This is a genomic window from Neptunitalea chrysea, assembly GCF_027924145.1.
In the GTDB taxonomy this organism is placed as follows: domain Bacteria; phylum Bacteroidota; class Bacteroidia; order Flavobacteriales; family Flavobacteriaceae; genus Neptunitalea; species Neptunitalea chrysea.
In genome coordinates this window covers 42,648-64,427 of the sequence record NZ_BRVP01000010.1, presented here as the reverse complement: position 1 = coordinate 64,427, position 21,780 = coordinate 42,648, and the positions used below count along the sequence as shown (strand labels likewise).

General features: G+C 33.6%; 14 protein-coding genes. 11 read left to right on the top strand and 3 right to left on the bottom strand.

Annotation, left to right across the window (positions count from 1 at the left end; all coding sequences use genetic code 11):
• Positions 1–14: 14 nt before the first annotated feature.
• The 5 genes from NBRC110019_RS08670 (at position 15) to NBRC110019_RS08650 (ending at position 10,497) form a co-directional block, all read left to right on the top strand.
• A complete protein-coding gene (locus NBRC110019_RS08670) occupies positions 15–2,858 on the top strand; it encodes a TonB-dependent receptor (RefSeq protein ID WP_281754090.1) in 2,844 nt (947 codons plus the stop codon).
• Positions 2,859–2,871: 13 nt separating this feature from the next.
• Entirely contained in the window at positions 2,872–3,888 is a 1,017-nt protein-coding gene (locus NBRC110019_RS08665; RefSeq protein WP_281754088.1) for a phytase, read from the top strand.
• Positions 3,889–4,545: 657 nt separating this feature from the next.
• Entirely contained in the window at positions 4,546–7,674 is a 3,129-nt protein-coding gene (locus tag NBRC110019_RS08660) for a SusC/RagA family TonB-linked outer membrane protein (RefSeq protein ID WP_281754087.1), read from the top strand.
• An 11-nt stretch (positions 7,675–7,685) separates the two neighbouring features.
• On the top strand, positions 7,686–9,221 hold the full coding sequence (locus NBRC110019_RS08655) for a RagB/SusD family nutrient uptake outer membrane protein (RefSeq protein ID WP_281754085.1): 1,536 nt from the start codon (positions 7,686–7,688) through the stop codon (positions 9,219–9,221).
• 280 nt (positions 9,222–9,501) lie between these two features.
• A complete protein-coding gene (locus NBRC110019_RS08650) occupies positions 9,502–10,497 on the top strand; it encodes an IS30 family transposase (protein WP_281754083.1) in 996 nt (331 codons plus the stop codon).
• A 442-nt stretch (positions 10,498–10,939) separates the two neighbouring features.
• Here the strand turns inward: NBRC110019_RS08650 and NBRC110019_RS08645 are convergent, their stop codons facing one another.
• On the bottom strand, positions 10,940–11,434 hold the full coding sequence (locus NBRC110019_RS08645) for a DUF6646 family protein (protein ID WP_281754080.1): 495 nt from the start codon (positions 11,432–11,434) through the stop codon (positions 10,940–10,942).
• A 407-nt stretch (positions 11,435–11,841) separates the two neighbouring features.
• Entirely contained in the window at positions 11,842–13,158 is a 1,317-nt protein-coding gene (gene ahcY, locus NBRC110019_RS08640; protein WP_281754078.1) for an adenosylhomocysteinase, read from the bottom strand.
• Between the two features lie 104 nt (positions 13,159–13,262).
• On the opposite strand from ahcY, the gene NBRC110019_RS08635 reads away from it, so the two are divergent.
• The 6 genes from NBRC110019_RS08635 to NBRC110019_RS08610 all read left to right on the top strand — a co-directional run bounded on the left by NBRC110019_RS08635 (position 13,263) and on the right by NBRC110019_RS08610 (position 19,098).
• Positions 13,263–13,895, top strand: a complete 633-nt coding sequence (locus NBRC110019_RS08635) for a 4'-phosphopantetheinyl transferase family protein (RefSeq protein WP_281754076.1) — start codon at positions 13,263–13,265, stop codon at positions 13,893–13,895.
• On the top strand, positions 13,895–14,641 hold the full coding sequence (locus NBRC110019_RS08630) for a geranylgeranylglyceryl/heptaprenylglyceryl phosphate synthase (protein ID WP_281754074.1): 747 nt from the start codon (positions 13,895–13,897) through the stop codon (positions 14,639–14,641). Before NBRC110019_RS08635 ends, NBRC110019_RS08630 begins: the two co-directional genes overlap by 1 nt.
• A 5-nt stretch (positions 14,642–14,646) precedes the next feature.
• Positions 14,647–15,264 (top strand): nicotinamide riboside transporter PnuC, encoded by a 618-nt coding sequence (gene pnuC / locus NBRC110019_RS08625; protein WP_281754072.1) that lies wholly within the window; start codon positions 14,647–14,649, stop codon positions 15,262–15,264.
• Between the two features lie 309 nt (positions 15,265–15,573).
• Positions 15,574–17,139 carry a DUF4301 family protein gene (locus NBRC110019_RS08620; protein WP_309297644.1) on the top strand — a complete coding sequence of 522 codons (1,566 nt, stop codon included), beginning with the start codon at positions 15,574–15,576 and terminating at the stop codon, positions 17,137–17,139.
• A 183-nt stretch (positions 17,140–17,322) separates the two neighbouring features.
• Entirely contained in the window at positions 17,323–17,619 is a 297-nt protein-coding gene (locus NBRC110019_RS08615) for a hypothetical protein (protein ID WP_281754070.1), read from the top strand.
• Between the two features lie 114 nt (positions 17,620–17,733).
• Entirely contained in the window at positions 17,734–19,098 is a 1,365-nt protein-coding gene (locus NBRC110019_RS08610) for a sigma-54-dependent transcriptional regulator (RefSeq protein ID WP_281754068.1), read from the top strand.
• Here NBRC110019_RS08610 and NBRC110019_RS08605 read toward each other — a convergent pair.
• Complete coding sequence (locus NBRC110019_RS08605) at positions 19,080–21,545, bottom strand: ATP-binding protein (RefSeq protein ID WP_281754066.1); 2,466 nt, start codon at positions 21,543–21,545, stop codon at positions 19,080–19,082. The genes NBRC110019_RS08610 and NBRC110019_RS08605 overlap by 19 nt on opposite strands.
• Positions 21,546–21,780 lie beyond the last annotated feature (235 nt).

The following is a 21,780-nucleotide window of genomic DNA, read 5'->3' as shown; positions in this document are numbered from 1 at the left end:
AAAAAACACTAACAATGAAACAATCAAACGGCTTAAAATTAGCTATTGTAACATGGTTTGTTGCCTTATTCTGCGGTTTTGCACAAAGTGGAGAGGGAACAATTCAAGGAACTATTACTGATGATTATGGTATTTATGTACCAGGTGCATCGGTATCTATTACCTCTTTAAGTAAAGGGGCTATTACCAACCAAGATGGTAAGTTTACCTTAGTAAATGTGCCTGAAGGATCGTATACTATCTTAGTAAAGTATTTAGGTTTTGCAGATACAAAAGTTTCTGCAACAGTAACTGCCGGACAAACAACTTCGGTAGAGGTGGTTTTAAATTCTCAGGATGTAGAACTTGAGGAAGTGGAAGTGATTGGGTTTGGTTTGGCCGGACAAGCAAGAGCTTTAAATACACAGAAAAACAATACAAACATTACGAATGTTGTATCTACAGAACAAATTGGTAAGTTTCCTGACTCTAACATAGGAGATGCAGTAAAGCGTATTCCTGGTATTACAATGCAGGTTGACCAAGGGGAGGCAAGAAATATTATTATTCGTGGTTTAGCGCCTCAGTTAAACTCTGTAACCTTAAATGGTAGCCGTATTCCTTCTGCTGAAGGAGATAATAGAAATGTACAGATGGACCTTATCCCATCTGATATGATTCAGACAATTGAAGTTAATAAAGCGGTTACTCCAGATATGGATGGTGACGCATTAGGAGGTTCTGTAAATTTAATTACACGTTCGGCTCCTCAGAAGTTTCGTTTAGCTGCAACTGTGGGTTCTGGTATGAACTTTATTACAGACAAGCCAATTGTTAATGGGTCTTTCTTAGTAGGAGACAGAACTAAAAACGGTAAGTTTGGATGGATGGTTGCTGCTTCTTATAATGATAATGATTTTGGTTCTGATAACATTGAAGCAGAATGGTCTGATGAGTTTGAATATAATAACGGAGACGAAGATAATTTAGAGTCTGTAGATGTTAATCCTTATAACAGTACTTTTGAATTAAGAACGTATTTAGTTGAACGTGTAAGAAGAAGTTTTTCGGCAAACTTTGACTATAAGTTTAATGATAACAATACTATTTTCTTCAAGTCTATGTATAATTGGAGAGATGATAGAGAAAATAGATATAGAGTAGAGTATGAAATTTTAGATGGTGAAGATATTGGACCAAATGACTTTACTGTTGAAAATGGAAATTTAACTAGCTTTTTAGCAGAGTCTAAGCGTCAAACAAAAGGAGGGATTAATAACAATAGAAACAAGAACAGACGTTTAGAAGATCAGCGTATGCAAAACTACACTTTAGGTGGTAATCACCTTTTTGGTAGTGTGAAATTCGATTGGATGGCATCGTACGCGAAAGCTTCTGAAGAGCGTTTGAATGAGCGTTATATAGAGTTTGAATCTGAATTTTTAGTGGCTAGAACTATTGATTCTGAATTCCCAAGATATAAAGCAGTTTATGATGACGATTTGGCTTTAGGTAACTTTGAATTTGGTGAGCTTACAGAAGAAAATCAATATACAGAAGAGGATGATTTGAATGTGTTTGCAAACTTTGAATTACCAGCTAACTTATTTGGTCAAGGAGAGGGTACATTTAAATTTGGTACAAGAGGTAGATTTAAAAATAAGAATAGAAATAATGGTTTTATTGAGTACTCGCCACTTTCAGGAATGGAAACAATGGCAGATGTTACTACTAAAGATTATTCTGATCCTAATTTCTTAGCAGGTAGCCAATACCAAGCTGGGTATTTTGCAACAGCAGAATATTTAGGAGGGTTAAACTTAAACGATACCGATTTATTTGAAGGAGAAGATTTACCAGATGAATACCTTACAGCAAACTTTGATGTAACAGAGAATGTATATGCAGGTTATGTAATGGCAGATCAAAAATTATCGAGCAAATTAAATGTATTGTTTGGTGTTCGTGTGGAGAGTACACACATTGAGAGTACAGGAAATTCTATAATTTTTGATGAGGATGGTGATTATGCTGGTACTGAGGTGTTAAAAGGAAGTAGCAGTTATACTAATATCTTGCCAGGATTACATTTTAAATTAAATGCTTCTGAGAATACTGTTTTACGTTTTGCATGGACTAATACGTTAGCAAGACCTAACTATGTAGATTTAGTACCTTTCCTTGAGGAGAATAGAGAAGACGAAGAATTGATCTTAGGAAACCCTGATTTAGATCCGGCTAGATCAATGAACTTTGATTTTATGGCAGAACACTATTACAAATCAGTAGGGGTTATATCGGGAGGTGTATTCTTTAAAAACATCAGTGACTTTACATATACATTTGTAACAGAGAATGACGAAGGTTATGAAGTTTACCAACCATTAAACGGAGATAATGCTGTTGTATACGGTGCTGAGGTTTCTTTCCAACGTCAGTTAGATTTCTTACCTGGTTTTGCTAAAAACTTTGGTATTTACTTAAATTATACATATTTAGAGTCAGATGCTAAGGGTATCCGTAACGAAGATGGTGATGAAAGAGGTGATTTATCGTTACCAGGTTCTGCACCAAACATGTTTAACGCATCTTTATCATATTCAGATAAGAAGTTTAGTGCTCGTTTATCAGGAAACTTCTCTGATGCATACTTAGATGAATTAGGAGGAAACGATTTTGAAGATAGATATTACGATCAGCAGTTTTTCTTAGATTTTAATGTAAACTATGCAATTAACAAGAATCTAAGTGTTTATGCAGATATTCATAATATTACTAACCAACCATTACGTTACTATCAAGGGGTAAGCAGCAGAACAATGCAGTTAGAGTACTATGAAAGAAGATTGAACTTTGGAGTAAAGTATAACATATTCTAAGAAACCATTAAAAATGAAGAAACTTATAATAGGTTTATGCGCTTTAGGTTTTTTTGCGTGTAACAATAAAGAAAAACTACCGGCTATTGCACCGGATGTAATTACAGAAAAAACACCTAATGATACAGATGACCCTGCTATATGGGTAAATCCGCAAGATGCTTCAAAGAGTATTGTGTTTGGAACAGATAAGGATACAAATGGGGGTATTTATGCCTTTAATCTTGATGGTAAAATAATACAGGATAAGTGTATATTAAATGTAAAGCGACCAAATAATGTAGATTTACGATATGGGTTTGCTATTAATGATAGCACCAAAACTGATATTATTGTTTTTACAGAAAGAGAAAAGCAACAAATTAGAGTGTATTCTGTACCTAGCATGAAGCCTTTAGATAATGGAGGAATACCAGTTTTTGCAGATGATGAGAATAATGAATTTAGATACCCTATGGGTGTAAGTTTATATAAGTCTCCAAAAGATGATGCTATGTATGCAATTGTTGGTAGAAAGGCTGGACCATTGGAAGGGTACTTATATCAATACAAATTAACGGCAGACAGTCTTGGTGTAGTTACTGGAGAAGTGGTTCGTAAGTTTGGAAGCTTTAGTGGTAAAAAAGAAATAGAAGCTATTGCAGTAGATGATGAACTAGGATTTGTATACTATTCTGATGAAATGACCGGAGTAAAGAAATACTATGCCGAGCCATCTAAAGGGAACGAACAAGTTGGTTTATTTGGTCAGCAAGATTTTACTGAGGATATTGAAGGTATAGCAATTGCTACCAAACCAAATGGAAAAGGATATGTAATAGTATCTGACCAACAACAAGGGCAGTTTAATATCTATAAAAGAAGTGATAATACGTTTGTAAAAGCGGTAAACTTATCTACAGTTGAAACCGATGGTTGCGATGTAGTAACAGTGCCGTTAAACAAAACGTTTACGCAGGGTTTATTTGCTGCTATGAATGACGATGCTTCTTTCTATTTTTTTGATTACAAAAAGTTAGGACTAGAATAAATTGTTGATTTCATTAATTCATGTGTATAACCCCTTGCCAAAAGCAAGGGGTTATTGTTTTTAATAAGTTTTGCTGTAAACGATTTAGAAAATTAGTAGTGTAATTGATAGTGTGTGGTCTATAATGTTATAAAAATGATTAAAAGCCTTGTGATTTTTATCATTAAATGAAAATATTGTGTTAGGTCTATTTTGCGCATGTATTATTTATATATAAATAAGATATAGTTAAATGTAAGTCAGGAAAAATACTTTTCATTAATTGACGGGGAGGTTGTGTTATGGAATTAATTGTGGGTGAATGAATCTTTAAGAAAATTAACTTTTCATTAGTAAATATGTAGATTATCAGTAGGTTTATAGAATGGTAATAGCTTTATTTAACCAAGAAAAGATAGTTTTTACAATTGATTTTTAGTCGTACAGATGTCTGTGTTTTTGTTTGAAATTAATGAATTCACATATATACAAGCCAAAAAAATGTATTATAAAAAAATATACACATGATTATTAATATAATAACAATTTGACAAAATATGATTAGTTACTAGTTTTCGATATTCATAATTTCGTTTTGTTAATCAATTTATAAAATGTGTAATTTTTGGTAGCGATAAATTCTGCTGATGATGCGCATGAAATTAAAACAAACTTTTTATGGAAAAACTTAAAATATTATTTTTCTCGTGTATGTTTTTTGTTTCTTTTCTTGTATTAGGACAACAAACAAAAACGATTACGGGAACTGTAAATGACGATCAGGGGACACCTCTTCCAGGTGCCAATGTTACTGTAGAAGGTACTACGAATGGTACAGTAACGGATTTTGATGGGAAGTATGAGCTTCGTAATGTAACATCAAGCAGTGTTTTGATTTTTACCTATGTAGGTATGCAAGAACAAAAAATTGTAGTAGGTGATCAAAGCGAAATCGATGTAGCATTAGAAATGTCTAGTAATCTTTTAGATGAAGTTGTTTTGGTAGCATATGGTACTGCTACTAAAAGAGATTTAACAGGTGCGGTAGATACGATGTCAAGTGACGAGCTTGAAACATTTCCTGCTACTGATGTAAATCAGGCAATTCAAGGTAAATTATCAGGGGTGCAAATTACCCAAAACTCGGGTAGTCCTGGATCTGCAATGAGTATTAACATTAGAGGGGTTGCTTCATTTGGTAGTAACGATCCTTTATATGTAGTAGATGGTTTCCCAACGCAAGACATTTCTTTCTTAAACCCTAACGATATTGAAAGTATCTCGGTATTGAAAGATGCATCGGCTGCTGCTATTTATGGTGTTAGAGCTAATGCGGGGGTTGTAATTATTAAAACTAAGAGCGGACTTAGAGACCAGATAGTGGTTTCTTTAGATGCTTTTGTTAGTGTACAGACTACTCCACAACAAATTGATATGTTAGATGCACCAACTTTTGCAGGTTTTGCGTTAGAAACAGGTCAAGCTCAGGGTGTTGAAACATTAGCTGAGTGGTCTGATCCACAAAGTTTAAGAACTGTTAACTGGCAAGATTATGCTTTTGATACCGGATTTAAGCAAGTATACAATATTAGTATTAGAGGTGGTAGCGATAAATCTAGAACAGCCTTTAGTTTAGGTATGGTAGATGATGATGGTACTGTTATTACTGCACAGTATAAAAGATACAATATCGGTTTAAACTCAGATTACGATATTGCGAAAGGATTAAAAGCAAGAGCTAGTGTAAAATATGCGTACTCTGAAACGTACAACAACTTACCTGCAGGTTTTTATGGTTTTGCAAGAATATTTAACAATGTACCTTATTTAAATGGTGGTGGTATTAATGAGCCATATGATGATAACGGAAATTATGGAGCTTTTACAGATAGTAACTTAGTTTCTAGTAGTACCAACGTTATTGCTGATGCATTGTTATATGATAATGATAACGCTAACGATAACTTATTAAGTAATTTAGCTTTAGATTATGAAATTATTGATGGCTTAAAAGTTACAGGTAAATTTGGATATCAGTTAAATAGCTATAGTGGTAGTTCATTTAGGCCAACGTACTTTAGAAGTGCTAATGACCAAAATGCGAATGCAACGTATTCAGTTACTCAGTCTAAATCAAGACAGTATTTAGGTGAATTTTTAGTTAATTATAAGAAGGCATTCGACGGACATAACTTTGATTTATTATTAGGTTCTTCTGCACAAAAGCAGATTTATAATAATATTTCTACAACTGGACAGGGTTACTTAAATAATAGTATTAGAGATCTTGCTTCTTCAGAAAGTATTATTAAGTATTCTGGTACTTATGGTACGGCAACTTTTGCCAGCCAGTTTGCTAGATTAAACTACAGTTATGATGGTAAATACTCTTTCACTACTACTGTAAGACGTGATGGAGTTGGGAATAAGTTCTCATCAGATAAATTATATGGTGTTTTCCCATCTGTAGCGGGTGCTTGGAATGTAGATCAAGAATCATTCATGGAAAATTCTGCTTTTGATGTGTTGAAAATTAGAGGTAGTTGGGGACAAACTGGTAATAGCCAAGGTATCGCAGCGTTTAAATATTTGGCTTCTTATACATCTGGAGAAACTCAGGATAACTCAGGATATGTTTTTGGAGGTACTCCGGTTACTGGTTTAGCATTGGCTAGTCTTGCAAACCCTGATTTAACTTGGGAGTCTCAAGTACAAACAAACATAGGTTTAGATTTTGAATTATTAGATTCTAGACTTTATGGTACTGTTGATTACTTTAATAAATCTGCTAAAGATTTCTTATTAGATCAGACAATTCCTGCTCAAAACGGATTTACTACAATGTCTGTAAATGCTGGTAACGTTGAAAATAAAGGGGTTGAAATTATGTTAGGTTACAGAAAAACAGAAGGAGATTTTACTTGGGATGTTTCTGCTAATGTAAGTATCATTAATAATGAGATTACCGATTTAGGAAATCAAGATTTCGTAACGTACCCATCTAACTTTACACCTAGCTTTAACACTAGCTGGTCTGGATTTACAAGATCTTATGTAGGTGGTAATGTTGGTGCATTCTACGGATATAGAGTAGACGGAATTTTCCAATCTCAGGCAGAAATCGATGCTTTGAACGCCAATGCTCCTGATGGTGAATACCAACCAGCATATGGTTTAAATCCTATTGCTGCTGGGGATAGAAGATTTAAAGATTTAAATGGAGATGGTGAGGTTACTGCAGAAGATAGAGAAGTTATTGGTAGTCCTGTGCCAGATTTCTATGGTGGACTTAATTTTAGTGCTTCTTATAAAAATTGGGATTTCCAAGTAGCTTTCTACGGTACTTATGGAAACGAAATTCTTAACTTTATTAAGAGTCAAAACGAGAGTTTAGGTGCTTATGGTTATAACTCTGTTTATACAAACGTAAGTCAAGAATATTATGATAACCGTTGGACAGCGGATAACCCTTCTAATACATACGCTAGAGCGGTGGTAGAAGATACCAACCGTAACGGAAGAATTTCTGATTACTTTATTGAAGACGGATCGTTTGTAAAACTTAGAAACATTAAAGTAGGTTATAATTTACCACAATCACTTTTAGACAAGTTTAGTGCTTCTAAAGCTACTATCTTTATAAGTGGTCAGAACTTATTTACTATTACAAATTATAGTGGTCTTGATCCTGAAATTGGTACGGCTACTGATATTGACGGTAATGGAGGTGTACAAACCAGAGGTATTGATTTTGGAGCGTATCCAAATTCTGCAACAATTACAGTTGGATTTAACTTACAATTCTAAAAAATTGACAAATGAAGAAGTTTAATAAAAAACATATTTTTAAGATAGTATCTGTAGGTTTATTAGCAACCTCGCTATCATGTTCAGATGATTATTTAATAGATCAGAAATACGATGGATTAACTTCCGATATTGTATATTCAGATCCTACTACAGCACAAGCTACTGTAACTTCTATTTATGATGCTTTACAGATGGATATTGTAGAGGGGAATATGAAAGGGTTACTTTATCCTAATACGTATTCTACATTAGACTTTTATAATATAGGTAGTGATACCTTTTATAATACGTATGAGGTGCCAACAGATTTTGGTGGGTTAAACCAATTATGGATTAAAATGTATTCTGGTATTGTATCTGCAAATAATGCAATTTACAATATTCAAAATATGATTGAAGCTGGTAATATTGATGCTGATTTAGGAAACAGATTGGTAGGTGAAAGTTTGGCACTTAGAGGTGTGTATTATAGTATATTAGCCTCTAACTTTGGAGGGGTACCTTTAGTAACAGGTATTACATCTACTTCTGAAGAAAGTTTGTATACAGCAAGAAGTACAGAAGAAGAAGTTTTTCAACAGGTTGTATCAGATTTAGAAGCTGCAGTTGATTTATTACCTTGGTCATACACAGCTGAAAACATAGGAAGAATCACCAAAGGAGCTGCTGAGGCTTATTTGGGGAATGCTTACATGTGGCAAGGAAATTATAGTGATGCTATAGCCGCTTATGAAACGTTAGATGGGCATTACACTTTAGAATCAGATTATTTGAATATTCATGATTATGATAACCGTAATGGTATTGAATCTATTTTTGAAATTCAAATGTACTCTTCAAGTGGTGCTGCTAACTGGGGAGGTAATGATGATAACATGAACTTCTTCCAGTGGTTTACAATGCCTATAGAGATTCAGACTTATGGTGGGTATACGGTACCAACTGAAGCTTTTTTCGATTCTTTTGAGTCAGGAGATACACGAAGAGATGCTACGTTAATAGGACCTGATATGGAACATCCAGATCCAGATATTAATATATCTGATTACCCTATGGTTCAGGCGAATTATGGAGGTATTAATACGTGTGGTACTTCTGCTAATCCGTGGGCGCCAGAAACTAGAAGTGGTTACTACTTAGTTAAATATTGGAGAAATCCATTAATAGATGCTAGTCAAGGTAATATTTTTAGTGATCAGAATCTTATTTTATTGCGCTACGCAGATGTTTTATTAAGCTTATCAGAAGCACATTATCGTTTAGGTAATACAAGTACTGCAGAGCAGTATTTAATGCAAGTTAGAAACCGTGCAGGTTTAACTAATTTACCTAGTGGAGATTTGTTAGACGCTATTCTAGAAGAATATAGACATGAGTTTGGTGGTGAATTCTCTACATGGTGGTTACTAAGAAGATCTGGAGAACACGAAGACTATATTTTTGAACATTTTGGTATAACCATTCCTGCAGGAAAAGATATCATGCCAATACCTCAACAACAAATGGATGCAAATCCGAATCTTGTTCAAAATCCTAGTTATTAATACAGGAATCTACTAAACATTGGAATGAATTAAGAAGGGGTCTGCCCATTAAGCTACCCCCTTTTTTAAACGATGTTTTACTTGTGATAAAAAATTAGAATTATTTGAAAAGCTACAAATAATATTGTTTTGATTATAAAATTAGACTACAATAAAGTGTTGTTTTATAAATTCATGTGTTAAACCCCTTGCTTTTATAGCAAGGGTTTTTTTTATAGTATTCATTAAAAGTCCGAATTCAATAACTTAACGCAACAAATCAAAATTTTAGATTTGTTGTATGAACACAAATAAGCATAAACGATTATCACTTAAAGAACGTGTCATTATCCAGACACTTTTGGAAGAGAATAAATCCAAATCTTTCATAGCAAAAAAGCTTAATCGCTCACGTTCTACCATTACCAGAGAAGTCAATAAATGGGTCTCAGACCCTAGCGATAAATACGATGCGTCTCTTACCGATTGGCTCGCTAAAGATGACTATCTGAACAAGCGAAATTTAGATAAAATAGAAACCTATTCTTTACTACGTTTTTATGTCTATAAAAGACTGTTAAAAAACTGGTCGCCTGAACAGATTTCTGGTCGAATTAAAATTGATTTTCCAAATGATTCTGTGATGACAATATCACACGAAGCAATATATATGCACATTTATTCGCATCCGCAAGCTCGCCTAAACAAAAAACTTATTAAGCTCCTGCCATATCAAAAATCAAGACGTAGAAAACCCAAACCTAGACGTAAAAAAGGATCTAAAATAAAAGACCAGATAAATATATCTCAAAGACCCAAACATATTGAAAATAGAAAGGAAATTGGGCATTGGGAAGGTGATCTTGTAATTGGTAAAGCTCAGAAATCTGCCATTGGAACAATCGTGGAACGTAAGTCTAGATATACCCTCATTATACCTGTTAAAGATAGAACCTCTAAGTCCGTTACAAGAGCTTTTGCTAAAGAACTAAATCGGTTGGACAAACAACTTTTAAAAACAATGACCTATGACAATGGTACAGAAATGGCAGACCATAAATGGCTCGCAGAAAATACCGGAATAGACATCTATTTTGCAAATCCTTACGCTTCTTGGGAGCGTGGAACTAACGAAAATACTAACGGACTTATTAGACGTTTTTTACCTAAGAAAACAGATTTTAAAAACATAAATAATAATCAACTAAAAATCATTCAATATAAACTCAATAATGGACCCAGAAAGGTGTTGGGATATAAAACGCCTTTAGAAGTAATTGCACAAAACTCTGTCTAATTTTTTCTTTCCGAAAAGCCTTCAGTAAAATCTAGGTTTTTTGGAAAGAAAAAATTAAATTGTACCATAACTAATTAGCAACTTTTGTTGCGTTAAGGCCTTGAATGCACCAAGGAATTAGCGTATTTATTGAAGATGTGTTCTTATTTATTATGGGGTATAATTCAAATAGGTCAATTCTTATGTTAAGATTGCAGAAACAATTTAGAAGATACGACTGATTATCTTGTCGATATATAGTTCTAATGTTTATATACCTTCATAATGAAGTATTAATGGTGAGAATATTTGGTCTATTGGGTTACTGCAAACTTTATGAGTTAATTTGAATTCAATCTCTAAATGTCTATATTTTTGTGTTTTTTAATTACCTTATTACAAGATAAAAATAAATAAGAACAGAATTATCGATGTCAACCTATTTTTAATCAAGAATTTATGATTAAAAATTAAAACTAGCTCCAAAAGTTAGTACAAACTGATTGTTTAAATGTTCAGCCGGAGTTAGGTGATCGGTGTTGTATTTCGCAAGCGGAAAATTACCTTCGGCGTACAAACCAAAACCATCAGTAAAAAAGTAGCGGGTTCCTAAATGGCCTCCAAAATTTCGTAAACTAATATTTAACCCAGGGTATAAATCAAAACAATCACAAATGTTTAAAACATCTTGTAAGTTAGCATTGAATCTACCCTTAATGTCAAATCGATCTCCAAAATCGGCATCAACGTATTCGTTTACATCTAACAAATAGCTAGCAGCAATACCAAATGAAATATTTTGTCCTACTCCAATATCATAAGTAGCATTAATACCGGTAGCTAGATCTTGTATGGCAGCCCCAATCTGAATTTTAGTATCTCCTTTTCCAGTGTATGCCTGAGCGTTGGCCATATATGAAGAAGTTAGAAGAACGATAAGTGTCAATATTTTTTTCATAATTCTTATTTTTTTAATCCGCGAAGGTATAAAATAAATAGATTTTTTAAGGAAAAGTATTTAAAAACTTCATGTTATAAGTGAGATTTACTATTGCGAGAAGTATTTTTAATTAATTTTTTGAGTGATTTTTGTTGAATATCAGAATGTTGGGGAATTAACAGATATGAAGGAGGGGTAACTACCTTGTGGGTTTGTATGAATGCAAGAGAAGTATATAGACTGAGTGTATGACGTAATAGGAGGTAGCGATAAAAATTATCTGTAGGTTCAGGGAAGAATGATAGCTCCTTAAATTTCTCCGTAAGCGAGTTGTAATATAAAAGCGCGAATCAGTTTAATAAGCTAAAATGAAAAATGGCATTCTGAAAAGAATGCCATTTTTATATCTTCATTTAAAAAGATTCTTAATATCTGTAATATTCAGGTTTAAATGGTCCTTCAACCGTAACACCAATATATTCAGCTTGCTCTTCAGAAAGCTCTGTTAGCTCAACACCAATTTTGGCAAGGTGTAATTTAGCGACCTTTTCATCAAGATGTTTAGGCAACATATATACTTTGTTTTCGTATTTATCAGCAAACTTCCATAACTCAATTTGAGCTAAGGTTTGGTTGGTAAATGAGTTACTCATTACAAAACTTGGGTGCCCTGTTGCACAACCAAGGTTTACCAATCTACCTTCTGCTAATAAAATAATATCGTTACCGTTAACAGTGTATTTATCTACCTGAGGTTTAATTTCAATTTTAGTAGCTCCGTGGTTTTCATTTAACCAAGCTACAGCAATTTCGTTGTCAAAGTGTCCAATGTTACAAACAATGGTTTTATCTTTCATTACCTCAAAGTGCTCACCTCTTACAATATCTTTATTACCAGTGGTAGTAATAACAATATCAGCTTTTCCAAGAACAGACTCTAGTTTTTTAACTTCGTAACCATCCATAGCAGCTTGTAATGCACAAATTGGGTCAATTTCAGTAACAGTAACAATAGAACCAGCACCTCTAAAAGAAGCGGCTGTACCTTTACCAACATCTCCATAACCACAAACCACTACACGTTTACCAGCAAGCATAACATCGGTAGCACGTCTTATAGCATCTACAGCACTTTCTCTACATCCGTATTTGTTGTCAAATTTAGATTTGGTAACAGAGTCGTTTACGTTAATAGCAGGCATAGGTAATGTACCTTTGCTTACACGCTCATATAAGCGGTGTACTCCTGTAGTAGTTTCTTCAGATAAACCTTTAATACCAGCAGCTAACTCAGGGTATTGGTCTAATACCATATTGGTTAAATCGCCACCGTCATCTAAAATCATATTTAAGGGCGTGCGCTCTTCACCAAAAAATAAAGTTTGCTCAATACACCAGTCAAATTCTTCGTCATTCATGCCTTTCCATGCGTACACAGGAATCCCGGCAGCAGCAATAGCAGCAGCAGCATGATCCTGAGTAGAAAATATGTTACAAGAACTCCAGGTAACATCGGCACCTAAAGCAACTAAGGTTTCAATTAACACAGCAGTTTGAATGGTCATGTGCAAACACCCTGCAATTCTGGCACCTTTTAAAGGTTGTTCTTCTTTGTATTCTTCTCTTAGTGACATTAATCCGGGCATTTCTGCCTCAGCAAGCTCAATCTCTTTTCTTCCCCATTCTGCTAAAGAAATGTCCTTTACTTTATAAGGTACATACGGAATTGTTTTTGTACTCATATTACTTTACTTATTTTTACAATTAATACTGCTTTTTGGCAGTAGGTTAAATGTGTTCCTGTATTTAATGGGGGCAAAGGTAAGCAATAACTTTTTAAAAACGAATGCCGCTTTACAAAACTATAACAGTTACAGAAGATACTAAAGTGTTGATTTGGAAGATAGAAGAGTCTTTTGAGTCGCTATATAAAGGATTAAAGTTAACACCTAATTGTGAGGAGAGAGTAGCTGGTATGAAGTCGGATATTCACAGAAGAGGTTTTTTAAGTGTGCGCCATTTGCTACAAGCGTTTGGCTACACAGCAGCCGATTTGTATTATGATGCTAATGGCAAACCTCACCTTACCGATGATAAACATATTTCTATAACACACTCGTTTACCTATGCGGCTGTAGTGGTGAGCAACTTTGAAGTAGGGATTGATATTGAAATGCAGCGCGATAAAATTAGTAGAATAGCCAATAAGTTTACTGTACTAAAAGATTATGAAGATTTGGAGACTAAAGAAGCTTTAGTGCGTAAACTAACCAAAGTATGGTGTGCTAAAGAATCGTTGTACAAATTGTATGCTACACCGGGTCTTAGTTTTCTGCAACATATTTATGTGAATAATTTTGAAGTGGTGGGGAGTACTTCTACCGGAAGAATAACCTATGATGGTAAAGTTTCAGATTACCATATAGATTTTTTAGAGTTTGATGGTTTCACCTGTGCATACGCCTTACCTTATATATAATGATGTCTTATTACAATCTACTCATACAAAACAAAGAAAAGAATACGCCTTTATTAGCGGTGCTTATAGATCCTGATAAAATGAACGTTAAACAGGTGCCGGCATTTGTTGAGAAAATGCATAAGAGTCCTGTCTCTATAATATTGGTAGGTGGTAGTACAGTACTCAAAGGTGTTACAGAGCCATTGGTAAAAGCACTTAAGAAGCATACGCAGAATCCGGTTTTTTTATTTCCTGGAGATGTCAATCAGTTAACCAATGAGGCCGATGTATTACTTTTTTTAATGTTATTGTCGGGTAGAAACCCAGAGTATTTGATTGGGCAGCAAATAGCATCGGTACCCTTTTTAAGAGATTCAGCTTTAGAGGTTATCTCTACCGGATATATTTTATTAGATGGAGGTAAAGAAACAGCTACGATGAAAGTAACTCATACACATCCGTTACCACTAACAGATATACAATTAATTAAAGATACGGCTAAGGCCGGCGAGTTAATAGGAAATAAATTATTATACCTAGAGGCTGGCAGTGGCGCCAATCATCCAGTACCTAGTGAAGTTATAAATGCTGTTAGAGAAGAGGTTTCTATTCCTGTAATTGTAGGAGGAGGTATACGTACCGAAGCAGCTTTGCTTGAAGCTATAAAAAGTAAAGCAGATATGATTGTAATAGGAACTGCCTTTGAGCAGGATATCAATTTTTTTGAAACCTTACAAAACCTAGTAATCTCTAAAACCATTTAAGAGCCATGAACGAAGTCTTAGATTTTTTCTTTGAACCTTATTACCATAAACCTTTATTTGAAATTATTTTAGAGGCTGTTGCTACCATTTTTGGGATTGCCAGTGTCTACTATTCTAAAAAGGAGAATATTTTGGTATATCCTACGGGTTTGGTAGCTACTATTATAACGGTTTATCTCTTATATCAGGCTGCGTACTATGGCGATATGATGATGAATTTCTATTACTCGGTAATGAGTATATACGGGTGGTATAATTGGGCTCGGAAAAATGATAGTGAGGAACATGTAGTTCATATTACAAGAACTAATATGAGAGAAAAAATTATTGGATTTATAATGTTTGTAGCTACAATGATTGTAACCTATTTCGTGTACAAATGTTTTGGGTACAAACTTGAAATGGTTAATTATATTGATGTGTTTACCTCTGGGGTATTTTTTACTGCTATGTGGTATATGGCAATTAAAAAACTTGAAAATTGGACACTTTGGATTTTTGCAGATTTAATTACCGTGCCTTTGTATGCTCATAGAGGTATGGGGATGTTATCTTTTCAATATGTGATTTTTACCATTTTAGCTATTCAGGGGTATTATGCATGGAGGAAAAACATAAAATAAAACAAGTGCTAATATATCCGAAACAGTTATTTGTTATTTATACTAGTGAATATTGGGATACCTTGAATTTTCTGTAAGTTTTTTTAAGGATGCATAAATTTCTGCTAATACCATAGATAACATATCAATTTTACATAAATTTACTGTAATCATAAACTCTTAATTACATTTTTTAATGTATATTAGAATCCCCCTTTTTTATGAATATCTATGATAAAATCATAAAACTTTTAATTTTTAAGATTGAAAAAGCTTAAGAAAATAATTAACATCTCTTAAGTAGTTTTGAATTAATACTTTACTAAAAACATGATGGAAACATTGACGAAAACCGACAAGGATTTATTTGCAGAAAAAGGCATACCTGCAGAGACTATTGAGAAACAGCTTGAAATTTTTGAGGAGGGAATTCCATTTGTGAATCTGGTTGCGCCGGCAACTTACGAAAACGGGATTCATGTTATTTCTGAAGATAATAAGGGCAAGTATATTGAAGCATATGAGGATAAAATGGATGAGCTTTCCTTATTAAAATTTGTACCCGCTTCAGGGGCCGCTTCAAGAATGTTTAAATCGGTTTTTAAGTTTTTTAATGAATATGATCCGCAAGAAGAAACGTTTAATTCATATGTAAATCGTGAGAAGGCGTTTGATATGAATACGTTTTTTATTGGATTAGAGAAGTTTCCTTTTTATAAGGAGATAGAAGAGAACCTTTTAGAGAAAATACCAAACTATGAAGATCTTTCAGATGATTATCAAAAATATCATTTTGTGAGAGAATTGTTGTTAGAAGATGGGTTTAATTATGGAAGTTATCCTAAAGGAGCGCTTCCTTTTCACCGTTATAAAACACACCCTTCTACAGCTTTTGAAGAACATTTATATGAAGCTGCATTGTATGCAACATCTAATGGTTTGGCAAAGTTGCACCTTACAATTTCTGAGGAACATAGAAGTAAATTTGAGGATGAATATGAAAAAGTAAGGGAACATGTTGAGAGTAAAACAAATGTGAAGTTTGATATCTCATTTTCTTATCAGAAAAAATCTACCGATACCATCGCTGTAGATATGGAGAACCAACCGTTTAGAGAAGATGATGGTAGTATTTTATTTAGACCAGGTGGACACGGTGCCTTAATAGAAAATTTAAATGATGTAGAGGCAGATGTTATCTTTATTAAAAATATTGATAATGTGGTGGTAATGCGATATAAGCATACCCTTGTTGAATACAAAAAAATGTTGGCAGGAATGCTATTGAAAATACAAGAAAAGGCTTATGAGTACCGTAGACTGTTAGACGAACCATTGGTATATTCTAACGATATTGATATGATTAAAACCTTTTTAGAAGAGAAATTGAGCGTAGCTATTACACCACATTTTAAGAGGTATAAAGAGATTTATCAGATAGAATATTTGAAGGAGATTTTAGATAGACCTATTCGTATTTGTGGAATGGTGAAGAATGAAGGTGAACCTGGAGGCGGACCTTTTTGGGTAAAGGGAGACGATGCTCAAATTTCTTTACAGATTATAGAGTCTGCTCAAATTGATATGGCAAGCAAATCGCAACGTAACATTCTTATGAAGTCTACGCATTTTAATCCGGTAGATATTGTGTGTAGTGTTAAGAATTACAAAGGTGAAAAATTTGACTTAACGGCATTTGTAGATCCAAAACAAGGATTTATTACAAATAAAACACGCGAAGGAAAAGAATTAAAGGCATTAGAGTTACCAGGATTATGGAATGGTGCTATGGCTAACTGGAATACTATTTTTGTAGAAGTACCTTTAAGTACTTTTAATCCGGTTAAAACAGTTATAGACCTTTTAAAACCTGCGCATCAGGTGAAACTTGTGTAAGGTGTTGCCGTGTAATTCTTACACGAAAATTATAAGCTTATACAGCTAATACACAGGTAGGTAAATACTTTTTAAAATACAAAACGCTGATTTATATGTTTTTATATATAAATCAGCGTTTTTTTATGGTATGGCATCTTTTTTTCAATGTATAGTATAGAAAAAATTAAAAATAAAATTGCTATGAAAAAGTTTGTTATTGCTGCAAGTATGTTGTTGGGTAGTTTCTCAACATTTGCCATGAATCCTTTAGTACCTGTTACAACTAATGAAACGGTTGTTGTAATACAGGATTATAAAGAAATAAAAGTGTCTGAATTACCAAAGGCAGTTACCGATGCCTTTGCTAAAGATTTTCCGGATTCAACGATTACCAAAGCTTATGTGAATGAAGAAATGAAATATAAGCTAAGCGTAACAACGCCGGAGTCTACAACGACGCTTTATGCAAACGAAAAGGGTGAATGGATTGAAGAATAATTTTTTTATTCTTCATGACATTGAGCTGCCGTTATCACGGCAGCTTTTTTTTATGATTTTTTTATGCCTATTTCTAATTTAGGATAGTATTTTTGTGTTTCAACCACCTACTTTATGGCTAAAATACTAGTTATTGATGACGACGTAACTTTCTCTTCTCTTTTGGAGCGCTTCTTAGTGAGGTACAAGCATAAGGTTGCTGTATGTCATAGTCTTAAAGAAGCTGCTACCATATTCAAATCTACTTTTGATATTGTTTTTTTAGATTTACGATTACCCGATGGTGATGGTATTTCGTTTCTAGAAAAAATTAAAGAGGAAAGTCCAGAAGTACCTGTTGTTATTATGACTAATTATGCAGAGGTAGCTTCTGCAGTTAGTGCTATGAAAAAAGGAGCATTCGACTATATCTCTAAACCATTTCAGCAAGAGTCTGTTTTAAATGTTATAGAGAATGCAACCAAACAAACAGATGGTTCAGCCGTAGTTACTAAAACTCCTGAACTACAAACTAGTGTAGTAGCTATTTCAGATAAAAATACTAATGCCGAAATGGTATTTGGAATTAGCAATGCATCTAAAAAATTAGCTGAATACGTGGGGCTAGTGGCGCCTACAGATATGTCTGTGTTAATAACAGGGAAAAGTGGAACCGGGAAAGAAGTAGTCGCCAAATCTATTCATATGCAAAGTAGTAGAAAGGAATTTCCTTTTATAGCAGTGGATTGTGGAGCTATCCCTAAAGAAATTGCTTCTAGCGAATTTTTTGGGCATGTAAAAGGTTCGTTTACAGGAGCTGTTTCCGATAAAAAAGGACATTTTGAAGAAGCTAACGAAGGAACCATTTTTTTAGATGAGGTAGGGAATCTTTCGTACGAAAATCAGATCCAGCTATTAAGAGCTTTACAGGAGCGTAAAATAAAACCTGTGGGTAGCTCTAAAGAGATTGATGTAAATATACGCATCTTGTCTGCTACTAACGAAAACCTGCTTAAGGCAGTAGAAAATGGAGAGTTTAGAGAAGATTTATACCACCGTTTAAATGAATTTTCTATTAAAGTGCCTTCTTTAGTAGATAGGATGGAAGATATGATGATTTTTGCGGAGCATTTTTTAGCTAGTGCTAATAAACAATTGGGTAAGCAAGTAATAGGGTTTGATAGAGATGCTATTATATGTTTTCAGCAATATGCATGGCCGGGTAATTTACGAGAGTTACAAAATGTAATTAAGCGTTCTGTGTTATTAACGTCTGGAAATTATATTACGGAAGGGGTACTACCATCTGAATTATTTGAAAATTCAGGAGTAGAGGATGTAGGTTTTATAACGTCATTATCTACTAAAGATAACGAAAAAGCACTTATTATTGCTGCATTAGAAAAAACAAATAATAACAAAACATTAGCTGCTAAGTTGTTAAATGTGAGTAGAAAAACACTATACAATAAGTTAAAAGCTTACGGTTTAGATTCGTAATATGCTTTAAGTTGTTGTAATGTTATATTAATATGTTTATTAAACTCGTTCATTAGCGCAGTGATGGTATTGTCATCTAAATGTGCTGCTTTTTCTAATTGAAGTAAGATTTCGGTTTCTTTAACTATTTGAAATTGTTTTAGCATAGTAAGCATTCTATGGCTTAAATCACTTATGCCTTTGTAGTTTTTATTGGTGTAGTATATGTTTAACTTCTCTATATTATGAGTAGTATCTTTTACATAAAGTTTTATTACAGCTGCTAATGCTTCATCATCATTACCTACAAATCCAGCAATAGATTTCAAGTTAAAATTGGTTTCGGAAACCGTAGAGGTTGTATTTGTAGGAACAGTAGAATCCACATTCTTCTTTGGAATTACAGCTGAATCTGAAAACAGCGAACAAATGACGTGCAATAAATCTTCTGATTTATAAGGCTTAAACAATACTGCTGTAAAACCATTTTCGGTATAAAAATTCTCAGGCATATCTTTTCTTCCGGTAACTGCGATTATAGGTTTGTTTATTCCTTTTTGATGTAGCATTTCTACAAAATGGAAGCCATTCATTTCCGGTAATTGAATATCGGTGATAATAAAGTCAAATGTGAGTTTTGAAATGTTCTCTAAAACTATTTTACCATTTGTAAACGTTTCTACTAAGATACCTGAGCCGGTTAAAAGTTCTTCACTTAGTTGTAACAATGTTTCATCGTCATCTATAACTAAAGCTCTTAGACTTGGTAATTTTTCTACTTCAGCATTTTCATTCGCGTTAACTAATGGCACTGCTAGCGTAGTAAAGGTTGCCGGAATGGTTAAGGTAAATGTACTTCCTTCCAGTAACTTACTTTTAACATTTAAGTCGCCATCCATTAGTAAAGCCAGTTTTTTAGAGATATGTAATCCGAGCCCTGAACCACCAAATTTTTTAACAGTATTATCTTCAGCTTGTTGAAATTCTTCAAAAATGAGTTGTTGTTTTTCATCTGCAATCCCGATACCTGTATCTGCAACATAAATAGTAAGATTATTGCCGGTTTCACTTAACTCCATACCAATGGTAATGCTTCCGTTTTCAGTAAATTTATAGGCATTACCAATTAGGTTGTATAATATTTGCTTAATACGATATGAGTCTCCAACAAAGGTTTTATTACAGTTATTAGCTATTTCAAAAAATAAATCAATTTCTTTTTTAGGGTAAATAGATTGTATACTAAGAGCTGTTTCTTCTACTAATTCAACTAATTGAAATGGAACCTTCTCAATTTGTACTTTTCCTGCTTCTAATTTAGAATAGTCTAACAGTTCATCTACCAGCTGTGAAACAAATCGGGATGCATTTTTAATATGATCCAAATAATGATTTTCTTTAGGGCTGTCTATAGATTTACTTATGAGTTCAGTATATCCAATTATGGTGTTTAAAGGTGTTTTAAGGTCATGACTCACCATTGAAATTAAGTGATCTCTACTCTTTAAAAGCGAGTTACTATATTGATTGGCCCTTTCCAGTTTTTCTCGTAAATGTTGGGCTTTCCAAAAGTCATTTAAAATAACAATGGAAAAAATAATAATAAGTAATACGCCTATAAAAGCAGCACCGGTTAGCGTGTATCTGCTTTTTTCAAGTACTGCATTTCTGCTGGCGTTTACTTCTTTCGCAGTTTTTAAAACATCTAACTCTAATTGAGTAAGCATCGATTTTAGCTGTTTTGAAACTGCCAAATCATTTTCCATGAGCTCATTCTCTTTTTTCTTAAGGATTCGTTTTTGAGAAGCTGTGTTTAAATGTATTTTTTTTAATAGGCTTTTTGAGGTAAGGATGATAGAATCCATTTCATAGCGATCCTCTTTTGAAGGGGCTTCAGTAGGAGTATATTTACTTAATATTTTTAGATATTCCTTTAAATTTTCTCTGGTTTGTTTGTCTAATTCATCTGGGTTGGCAACAAAATTTTCAATGGTTAACCTACCCATATAGTTTTCAAGATTAGAAAGAATCTGAATAGCGTCTAAGATACCTGTTTCTGCGCTATCGTCATTTCTAATTTTTCTAAGGTCTCGTATGTTACTAATTTTCACATCTACAAGTGCGCTAACACTATCTAATAATGATTTCTGATTTGGGGTAGCAACTTTGTTTTTTAGAAGTATTATTTCATTATGTAAGGTCTCATTTTTTTTTAAATATTCTTCTAACGATTCCTGATCTTCAGATTGAATGGCTACACGCCCCATGGTTTCGCCCTCATACATTAGAGTAAGTATATTACCAATCTGTAATATTTTAGCGGTATCTTGAGTTTGCTCACTTTTAATTTCGGTAAGTTTTTTAATCTCTCCAAGTATGGTTTTTCCGGCTATTACGGCTAATATAGAAATAGCTGCATAGCTTATAAAAACTTTAAAAGTGATTTTTCTTTTAGATGTGTTCATCATAGTTTAAAGATAGGAAATCTTTGTTCTCTTATTTATTTTTAAAAAAGATAAGGCGAATTTAAATAATCTTTATATGTTTGCACCATCTCAAAGGGGTGCTCTTTACAAAGGGCTGAGATTATACCCAATGAACCTGGAACAGGTAATGCTGTTTAGGGATAAGAACAGACATCTTTTTACTAGTGAAAGATGTGTGATTGGACTATTTTTTTAATCAAACTATTTTATTAACACA